Origin of the sequence: Pedobacter sp. ASV28 (assembly GCF_016428855.1) — a bacterium.
Lineage (GTDB): Bacteria > Bacteroidota > Bacteroidia > Sphingobacteriales > Sphingobacteriaceae > Pedobacter.
Genome location: NZ_JAELTN010000112.1, coordinates 1 through 8,259, shown reverse-complemented (window position 1 = coordinate 8,259; position 8,259 = coordinate 1). Strand labels below are relative to the sequence as shown.

The 8,259-nt window shown below is 43.6% G+C and carries 4 protein-coding genes; 1 reads left to right on the top strand and 3 read right to left on the bottom strand.

Going from position 1 to position 8,259, the window contains the following annotated elements:
• Nucleotides 1-1,029, top strand: a 1,029-nt coding sequence (locus JHD79_RS22220; protein WP_199121558.1) for a hypothetical protein, incomplete at its 5' end; no start/stop codon positions are given.
• An 848-nt stretch (nt 1,030-1,877) separates the two neighbouring features.
• Here JHD79_RS22220 and JHD79_RS22215 read toward each other — a convergent pair.
• The 3 genes from JHD79_RS22215 to JHD79_RS22205 all read right to left on the bottom strand — a co-directional run.
• Nucleotides 1,878-4,043 carry an OmpA family protein gene (locus tag JHD79_RS22215; protein WP_199121557.1) on the bottom strand — a complete coding sequence of 722 codons (2,166 nt, stop codon included), beginning with the start codon at nt 4,041-4,043 and terminating at the stop codon, nt 1,878-1,880.
• 11 nt (nt 4,044-4,054) lie between these two features.
• Nucleotides 4,055-4,981 carry a type IX secretion system membrane protein PorP/SprF gene (locus JHD79_RS22210; protein WP_199121556.1) on the bottom strand — a complete coding sequence of 309 codons (927 nt, stop codon included), beginning with the start codon at nt 4,979-4,981 and terminating at the stop codon, nt 4,055-4,057.
• A 3-nt stretch (nt 4,982-4,984) separates the two neighbouring features.
• The coding region (locus tag JHD79_RS22205) for a gliding motility-associated C-terminal domain-containing protein (RefSeq protein WP_199121555.1) at nt 4,985-8,259 on the bottom strand (3,275 nt) is incomplete at its 5' end.

Below are 8,259 nucleotides of genomic sequence, written 5' to 3'. Positions count from 1 at the left end.
GAACCACTCAAACTTGTTAAATTAAATATTTCCGGAACTTCCGAGGTTGATCTGGAATATCTGTATAAGGACAGTGTTATTGCAGAGAGTAAGATCATCAATTCAAATGGTATAAACATCAATACGTTAATTACCCTTAATGATCAACCTGGTGATCTAAAAGTCAGAAAAAAGGGAGCCTCAGAAATATTGCTGACAAAAGCAATTACTGCTGCACCATTTGAGCAGAATATCCATATTTATTATGATGGTAACAAAATATACAACAATACCATTTCACTTGGAATCAAAGGTTTTTCCCTATCTGGCGAACTCGAATTCTTAATAGATGGAGTGGTATTTTATTCAAACAGTGGCGCTGTAGATAAGGTAAGTACTATCCTGATCGATAAAGGCACTACAAGGGAGATCTCCATCCGTAAAAAAGGGGAAACAACTGTCCTGCTTACTAAAACGATCGAGTCGTCAGTTGCAAGGCAGAATATCGTCTATTTCTTTGACGGCACAAAAATAGTCGATAATGTAAAGCTTGATCCGCCTGTTAATCCGTCTAATATGATGATCAGTGCCCGATTCGAAACCTCATTTCCAAATCAGTTTAAAGGCGTTGATGTTGATCTTGTATTTTACACCAGGCTTTTGTCGAGTGCGGTTACTGCAGTGGGGACAAAGGTCACACCCGAGATCAGGTTTACCTTACCAAAAGACGGGTCTTTTAATGCGATTGAGCTGCCACCATTGCCGGGCCCGGAATACATCTATAGTTTTGATATATATGAAAAAGGAACAAATGTTGAACCTTACAATCCTGGTAGCCCGTTAACCCTTACTGGTTTTACGATCAAACCTAATGAAGGCCGGGTTACTTCAGCATATGTCGACTTTCCTGAAAACAGGCTCAATTTTGAGGCTGGAAAATCGAAGTTATTGATCCTTACCGATGCAAGGACAACGGCGGTAGTAGCCGGTGCAAGAAGCGTTTTTATATCAGGTGGCAAAGTAAATGATCTTTCGAAATACTTTCAATAATTAGCCATACTGCATAAAAGCATCAGTATGGCTAGCATAACATAACTTGTAAAAACAGAGTAGTACCAGGTGCTGCTCTGTTTTATTTAATGATCGCTTATAAAATGTAACCAACCCAATGTTTTTGGCCAGTATTAAATTCGATATCATTTCAGGGCAAAGCCATACAACTATATATGATACGTAACCGTAATCGACGAACTACCTAATAGCATAGTCAGACGATAAATATGTCCGTCAAAAGGCAATAAGGAACGGGTAAGATGGTCTCGCTGTAAATACAATAAAATTACAAAATTATTGGTTGGCCCCGTTTCAAATAAATATCCTTTTTATAGTCAATCAATCTACTCTTTATACAATAACACTTTGAAAAGGCTCCGCCCGGTTTTACCGCAACATTACCTGCAAACAGGAAGCATCAGGTTCACTGCCTACATTTTCTCGGATGCATCCATATCAAGATAGCCGCGGAAACATCAAGCAAGTACCTCTCGCCTAGCTTAGTGTTGGTCAATCGACTTCAGTTTTGAGGCCTCAAGGTAGCAGCGGTTAATTATTTCATAAAAAACAATGCAGCCCTTAAAGAGCTGGAAGTCAAATAATGGAATAATCATCAGTTAACATAAACAAATGATTTTCAATAAATTGAAAATAAAATCATTAAGAGGAGAATTTTCAAATGGATTACTTTGAGCATTGATAGTCCTCTCAATAGTAATTCATCCCGTATTATGATTTAGATGTTACGGTACATATCCCAAACCATTATTTAGGTAAAGGATCGGGAAAGTTTAGAGCAGAGAAAGTGGGCTTTGCAGGCATCTTGGCAAAACCCACTAACCTTGCTAATATTTTACAGACAGAAGCGCTGAACAATCGAGATCACTTGCCATTTTCCCTTTGTAGAAGAGGAAAAACTGGGTACGACGGTTCAACTGTTGTTGTTGTTCGGTACAGCTTACGCCGTCCTTACAATGGTTCACCAAATCCTGTTCACCAAAGTAACGGATCTTGATACGATCGGCGGCAATGCCTTTGTTCACCAAATATTGCTTGGCAGATTGTGACCTTCTCAACGATAGTTTAATGTTATAGTCAAAAGAGGCCCTGCTGTCGCAATAGCTGGAAGCAACCAGATCAAATTGAGGATTTCCCTTTAAGAAAATCGCCAGTTTATCGGCCACTGCTGCGGCATCTTTACGGATGAAAGATTTATCAAGGTCATAGTAGATAATGAACTGTTTTAACAATTGGCGAATAGAATCACAGTCTTTTTTCAAAACAGGTACCTGGGCAATCTGTTCGATTTTTTCCAAGGCTATATTTCTGATCAGGATCGTGTCGGTATCTATGTCGTTGGTAGACACACTGATTTCCTTTTTGGTATAACCAGGTACGTCAAAGGCTAGTGAGGTAAGTGTTTGTTTGGGCAGTTCGTAAGTGAAACGGCCATTGGCATCCGTTTTAATATTTAACCTTTGCGCATGATTTGCCCCAGCTATATTGATATTGGATATAGGTTGTCCAGACAGTTTCTCCGTCACTGTACCTTTTAGAATGATCTTGTAATCCTGATAGCTAAAGGTATAAATATCATCATTGCCCCTTCTGTTAGAAGTAAAAAATCCCTGCCCGCCATCTTGGTTGCGCACCAGTGAGAAATCATCTACAGATGAGTTTACTGGAGCACCCAGGTTCACAGGACTTGCAATGGGGTTGGTACCGTTTAAGGCTATTTCAAAAATATCCAATCCGCCCAGTCCAACGTGACCAGTAGAGGAAAAGAAAAGCTGTTGGTCCTTGTACAGCGTAGGAAAAAGCTCATCGCCTTCAGTATTGATGGTCCTGCCCATATTTACAGGTTTGGCCCATTCGTCATTTACCGAAGCTCTGGTGCAATAGTATAAATCCGTACCACCGTAGCCACCTGGCATGTCCGAAGCAAAAATCAAAAGCGTGCCAGTACTATTTAAGGCTGGATGGCCAACCGAGTATTCGTCGCTGTTATATGGAAAAGGTTTCACCTCATCCAGTCCAGGGGCTGTCGCGGTAAACATCTTTAACTTAATGATGCCCTCGGCACTCTTTTTCGCCTTTCCTTTGAAATAGTTGTTACGCGTAAACATCAAGGTGCCATCAGGCAATAAAGCTGCTGGGCCTTCATGGTATTTAGTGTTTACAAAGCCTGTAAAGCGCTTTACAATCGCATCTGCACCTAGGGCTTTGGCTAAAGTGTCGTTTAAAACGGCACTGCTATAAGCAACGGTTCTGCTATCGTTACTGGTATTACGCGTATCATCGTCATTTATCCTGTAAAACTTTTTGCCAAGGGAGGCGTCCTTACGTACAGCCAACATCACGCTATCTACATTAACCGTTTTAACTTTCTCTACACGATCTACAAAGTAAAGATCAGAAAAAGGGGTTTGGTCCCATCCGAAAACATTTTTGGTCAGTTGATCTGTTTTGCGGTTACTTACAAATAAAAGACCGTCCTGATAATACATTGGCGCATACTCCGACAAAGCGGTGTTGATATTCGCAAACCCAATGTTCCATCTTTTCTTGTTTTTCATGAAAGTGTCCACACTTGGATAAGCCTTGGCAAAAGCCATAGCACGACTATCGTTACTCACCAGTTCCAAATATTTTTTGTACCAATTTTCTGACTGCACGTATGCTTGGTTATTGGCAAGCACTTCGGCGTAGCGTAAGGCCCATTCTGGTTTGATGGTGGTTTGTTGCACTAACTTGGCATACCAAGCAGCTGCCCGGGCATAGTCTAGTGTTCTTCGATACGAATCGGCCAAAAGTTCAATTGCTTTAGCTTCGTTAGGTGCTGCTTTGAGTACCTCTTCCAACAAAGGGATGGCGTAGGCATATCTTAGGGATGCATATTCCTTTTCTGCTCTTTTTAAAGATTCAGCAACCTGCTTGTTCTGGGCAAAGCTATATAGTGAGCATAGCGAAAGCACAATCAATATAATCAATCTATTTAGATATCTGTTCATTTTACCGTCTTTTAAAAATACCTTGGGGAAATGGTTCTACCTCGCTCAAATCCGAACTCGTAGCGCAACATAATTTCATGACTGCCCGAGTTGAACTGGACCAATTTGGTTGTACTGCGGTCATAGGAATAGCCCAACCTAAATTGTGGGCTGGCCTGTACTTCTACCATGGCCGCAATATCTGCGCTGGTCCTGTACTGAAATCCAATGGAGAACACCTGCTTGATCCATAAGTTGGCGTTCAGATCTGCCTCTATCGGAGCGCCTTTCACCCCTTTGATCAAAATCGAAGGTTTCAAATCAAAATCGGTAGTTAGCGGGAACACATAGCCCGAAGCTAAGAATAAATGCAGGGCCTGTCCTCTAAAAACATTGTCGTTGGTTACCGTGAAATTATTTAGCTGGTTGTTTAACAATTGGGGGGTAGATAAACCCACGTAAAACCGATCACTGTTATAGTAGATCCCAGCACCCAAATTGAGCAAGCCTTTGTTAATGTCGTTGGCAAAGGCCACATCTGGCCCACTGAACGTATTCAGTGGAACCGAGCTTAAACCAGCGCGATATTGACTATAGCCCGCTTGTAGACCAAAGGCTAGTGTACCTTTTTCCATGCGTAGTCTATAGGCATAGCTGGCCAGGGCACCAGAATTTTGTGTTACCCCAATTTTATCACTGAATACCTGCAATCCTAAACCAACTCTTTTGTTATGTAAAGGTGCGTCTATGGTAAAAGTAAGCGTTTCTGGAGCGCCGTCAATACCAACCCATTGGCTACGGTACAAAGCGGTGGCAGAAATAACATTCCTACTGCCTGCATAAGCTGGGTTGATGGCCAAGGTATTGAACATGTATTGCGAATACATCGCCTCTTGTTGAGCATTTACTTGTCCAACGAATAAAGAGGCTATAAAGGTTATAATGATATACTTTTTCATTGCTTATCGTTTTAAAGTAATGTTACCAACGTATTTTTCTTTTCCATCAAGGATGACGATATAGAAATAGGTACCTTCTGGAAGGTCTTGTCCTATCGAAATACCTTCTGTACATCTTCCATCCCAATCATTCTTATAGTCATTACTTCTGTAAACACGATTACCCCATCTGTTGAACACTTCTAATGACAGGCGTTTGAAACCAGTATTCTCAATCACGAACTTGTCATTGGTACCATCACCATTTGGCGAGAAGCCTCCTGGGATGAACTCCTTAGGTCTTTGCAGATCAACAGGCGTTGGTTCAGATGGACTTACGTTACCGTCGTTATTAGGATCTGGGCTTAAACCGTTGGTAGAAACGTCGGTGGTTTTAATACCCGTTACCGAAGTACCTTCTGCGTTTGCAATGTTCAAGAATTTTGACCCGCCATTGTTTAAGGTCACGTTTACTGTGAACTCGATCTGTTCTTTTTGACCTACCGCCAAACTGTTGTTTGCAGCTAGGGTTTCAATATCGGTAGAACCGTTGAAAGCTGTATTTACCTGAAGTGCACCCAACGATTTGATATTCGTTACCCTGATGGTGTGTCCCAAGAAAGTATTTCTAAGATCATCTTTGATACTCACTTGGTTTAGTGGGGCAACTCCATAGTTGCCTACGGTTAACCTGTAAACGATATTGTAAGAACCATTTACCGCTTTGGTAGATGAAACCAATTGTTTGGCCACACCAATTTTCGGATTATCCTTAATATCGATCGTTACTTTGGCAATATTGGTTACCGCACCATTTGCATCAGTTACGGTGTAATAGAACTCATCTGGTCCGTAATAATTTAATGCTGGTGTGTAAGTTACCTTGCCAGTCACTGGATCTACGGTTACCGTACCATGCAATGGTTGCGTAGTGATGGTTACCGTTTGGTTACGCAGTGGAGCGCCGCCTGGTACATCATTGGCCAAAATATCAATCACCACTGGGGTATTCGGTATAGTGGTGCCGCTATCGTTATTGGCCATTGGAGGTTTAACCACTGTAACGGTAGCTGTGTTGTTGACTAACGTAGTTTCGGTTTCCGTTCCGCTAATTACTGCTGTATTGATGTAGTCGGCAGTTGCAGCAGTTGTATTTACCCTAGCGGTAAACACTAAGGTTTGGGCTTCGCCTGCATTTAAGTTGCCAATTAACCAAATACCAGTGGTGGCATTATACGTTCCCTTGCTTGGGGTATTGCTTACCAAATTAAACCCAGCTTTGATCAGATCGGCTACTTGTACGCCAGTTGCATTGCTTGGACCTAGGTTTCTTGCGGTAAGTGTCATGGTTACTAAACCATTATTGCTTGGGGTAGTGGTACTGATGGTTTGCGTAATGGCCAAATCAATAATTTTCACAGGAACTGGTGTAACTGTTGAAGTATTATTAGTGGTTACCGGATCTGTTTCCAGACCCGCAATAACTGCTTGGTTTTGGTAGCTGCTTTGATTAGCATTTACCATGGCCACAATGGTTAGGGTTTCGGTACTGTTTGGTGCCATTTGACCAATTGTCCAAACACCATTGTTAGCAGTATAGCCTCCCTTGCTTGTATTGGCACTTACAAAGGTGTAACCACTGCTCAACAGGTCGGTTACCGTTACACCATTGGCTTGGCTTGGACCAAAGTTCTTCGCCTCGATAGTAAAGGTAATTTGACCGTCTACCAGTGGACTTAGCGAACTGGCTGTTTTGGTGACCGCAAGATCTGCAATACTTGCCTGTGTATCCGTATCGGTTGCCGTGTTGTTGGCAGGGGTTGGATCGGTAATACCTGCAGCGGTTGCCGCAGAACCCGTGTTCACAAAGTCGCCCGTGAAAGATGACGGTACGTTCACCACATAGGTATAGGTTACCGAACCACCGCTTGGGATATCAACTGTTTGGCTGATACTGCCTGCTCCATTAGCTGCACCTGCTGCGCCACCTGCGTAGACAGCAGTCCAAGTACCCGTAACGCCAGCAGGCAAATTATTGGTAATGGTTGAACCTGGTGCATCACTTGGCCCACCGTTGGTCACCACAAAGGTGTAGGTGTTCGTGGTGCCTGGGGTATAAGTGGTCTTGCCATCGGTATTGGTCACCAATAGATCAGCAATGCTATTTTGAGCATCCACATCGGTTGCCGTGTTGTTGGCAGGGGTTGGATCGGTGATGCCCGTAGCGGTTGCCGCAGAACCCGTGTTCACAAAGTTGCCCGTGAACGATGATGGCACGCTTACCACATAAGTATAGGTTACCGAACCACCGCTTGGAATATTGGCCGTTTGGTTGATGCTGCCCGCTCCATTTGCAGTGCCTGTTGCACCACCTGCGTAGACAGCAGTCCAAGTGCCCGTAACGCCAGTAGGTAAGGTATTAGTGATCACTGAACCTGGCGCATCGCTCGGTCCACTATTGGTCACTGTAAAAGTGTAGGTATTGGTGGTACCCGGGGTATAGGTAGCCTTGCCATCGGTATTGGTCACCAATAGATCAGCAATGCTATTTTGAGCATCCGTATCGGTTGCGGTATTATTGGTTGTGTTCGAATCGGTGATACCTGGTGCAGGTGTAGCAGTACCAATGTTTACGACATCTCCTTTAAAACTTGACGGCACGTTCACCACATAGGTATAAGTTACCGAGCCACCGCTTGGTATATCAACGTTTTGGTTGATGTTGCCCGTTCCATTAGCTGTGCCTGTTGCGCCACCTGCATAAACTGCCGTCCAGGTACCGGTTAAACCAGCAGGTAGGGTATTGGTAATACTTGAACCTGGTGCATTACTAGGACCATTGTTGGTTACTGTAAAGGTGTAGGTATTGGTGGTACCTGGAGTGTAGGTAGTTTTACCATCGGTATTGGTGACTACCAAATCTACTATGCTTACTTGGGTATCCGTATCCGTCGCCGTGTTGTTTGCAGGAGTTGGATCCGTAATGCCTGTTGCAGTTGCCGCAGAACCCGTGTTCACAAAGTCGCCCGTGAATGACGATGGTACGTTCACCACATAGGTGTAGGTTACCGAGCCACCACTTGGAATATTGGCCGTTTGGTTGATGCTGCCCGCTCCATTTGCAGTGCCTGTTGCACCACCTGCGTAGACAGCAGTCCAAGTGCCCGTTACACCAGTAGGTAAGGTATTAGTGATCACCGAACCTGGCGCATCACTTGGCCCGCCGTTGGTCACCACAAAGGTGTAGGTATTGGTGGTACCAGGCGTATAGGTAGTCTTGCCATCGGTATTGGTCACGA